This window comes from Agromyces sp. P1_H4, from assembly GCF_056405255.1.
The window spans coordinates 1-1,894 of the sequence record NZ_JBFUCL010000492.1 but is presented as its reverse complement, the minus strand read 5'-3'; the positions used below and the strand labels follow the sequence as shown (position 1 = coordinate 1,894).

Sequence of the window (1,894 nt, the reverse complement as noted above, 5' to 3'; positions counted from 1 at the left end):
CGGGCGAGCCGTTCGACCGGGTGACGTTCGTCGCCCTCGAGCACGTGCTCGACCCGGCCGACGTGCTGCCCGCGATCGCCCGCGAGCTCGGCGTGCGCGACGCCGGCGACCAGCCGCTCAGCCGCCAGCTCGGCGCAGCCCGCGCCGGCCGCCGCGACCTCATCGTGCTCGACAGCTTCGAGCAGGTGATCTCAGCCGCGGGCGACGTGATGGCCCTGCTCAACGACCTGCCCGACGCGACRTTCCTCGTCACGAGCCGCGCGCGACTGCGGGTGCGCGGCGAGCGGGTGTTCGACGTGGAACCCCTCGGGCTCCCGCCCGACCCGGCACGCGCCTCGCTCGAGGCCATCTCCACGGCCGACGCGGTGCGGCTGTTCGTGACACGCGCCCGCGCCGCCGACCCCCGGTTCGAGCTCACCGACGAGAACGCCGACGGCGTCGCCCGCATCTGCCGCGCGCTCGAGGGCGTTCCCCTCGCGATCGAGCTCGCCGCCGCCCGAATCCGGGCCCTGACGCCCGCGGCGATGCTGGGGCGGCTCGACAAGATGCTGCCGCTGCTCGTCACGGCCGCCCGCGACATCCCCGAACGCCAGCGCACCATCCAGGCGACGGTGGAGTGGAGCATCGACCTGCTGAGCCCCGAGGCGCGGGCCCTCTTCGTGCGCCTGGGCGTGTTCGCGGGCGACTTCAGCCTCGACGCAGTGGAGGCCGTCACGGCGCGCGCGCCCTGGGCGACCGACCTGCTCGGCACGCTCCTCGAGCTCGTCGACGGCAGCCTCCTGCGCCAGCACGATGACGCGGGCGTGCCGCTGTTCTCGATGCTCGTGCCGGTGCGCGAGATCGCGAGCGCTCGATTCGAGGCCGAGCCGGATGCCGCGGCGGTGCGCCGCGCGCACGGCGAGCACTACCTGCGCCTCGCCGCAGAGGTGGAGCCGCTGCTGGAGKGATCGACGCAGTCGGCCGCGCTGCAGCGGCTCGATGCGGAACGCGACAACATCAGGGCCGCGTTCCGGCATCTCATCTCGGTCAGGATGGTGGATCCGGTCGCGCGAGCCGTGTGGAGGCTGTTCCTCTACTGGTGGATCCGCAGCCAGCTCACCGAGGCGAAGGCCTGGATGGAGGACATCCTGCACGCCGACGTGCCGCTGCGCGACCACACCCGGGCGATCGCGATGGGCTTCACGTCGTGGGTGGCGCTCTCGCAGCCCGGCCCAGAGGTCGACTCCGGTCCGATCGAGTGGAGCCTCGCGCTGTTCCACGCGGTCGGCGACCGGCTCGGCGAGAGCGGCGCCCTCACCGCGCTGAGCATCGCCTGCGCCGCGTCCACGCCGCCCGACCTCGAGCGGGCCGACAAGCTGCAACGACGGGCGCTCGAACTCGTGTCGGCCGAGGAGCATCCGACGTTCGCGGCGCTGTTCAAGGACGCGTTCGGCGCCCTCACACTGCTTCGCGGGGATGTCGACGGGGCGATCGGCATCTACGAGGAGGTGCTGGAGGATGCCAGGCGCTCGGGCGACGTGTTCGTCGAGAGCATCACCCTGGCGAACTCCGGGTGGGCGCGACTCGCGCGCGGCGAGGCGCGCCCCGACCTGTTCTCGCGCAACCTCGAGCTGTCGCTCCAGCTCAGCAACGACGACGGCATCGCGTACGCGCTCGAGGGGCTGGCCGCGTGCGCCGCGGTGGCGGGCGACGTCGACCGGGTCGGCGTGCTGCTCGGCGCGGCCGACACGGTGCGCGTGCGTACGGGGCTGGTGGGCCAGCGCTCCAACCCCACCTACCGGCCATTCGTCGAGCGCATCCTGGCCTCCGACGGGGCCGGCGCGTTCGAGGCGGCGCGGGCACGGGGCCGCGGGATGTCGCGGCGCGCGGCCCTCGACCTCGCGCTGGCACCCGT

General features: G+C 73.7%; 1 protein-coding gene. It reads left to right on the top strand.

Translation table 11 applies throughout. From position 1 onward, the window contains the following. Positions 1–20 precede the first annotated feature (20 nt). Positions 21–1,894, top strand: a 1,874-nt coding sequence (locus tag AC1DY2_RS19250; protein WP_476763871.1) for an ATP-binding protein, incomplete at its 3' end; no start/stop codon positions are given.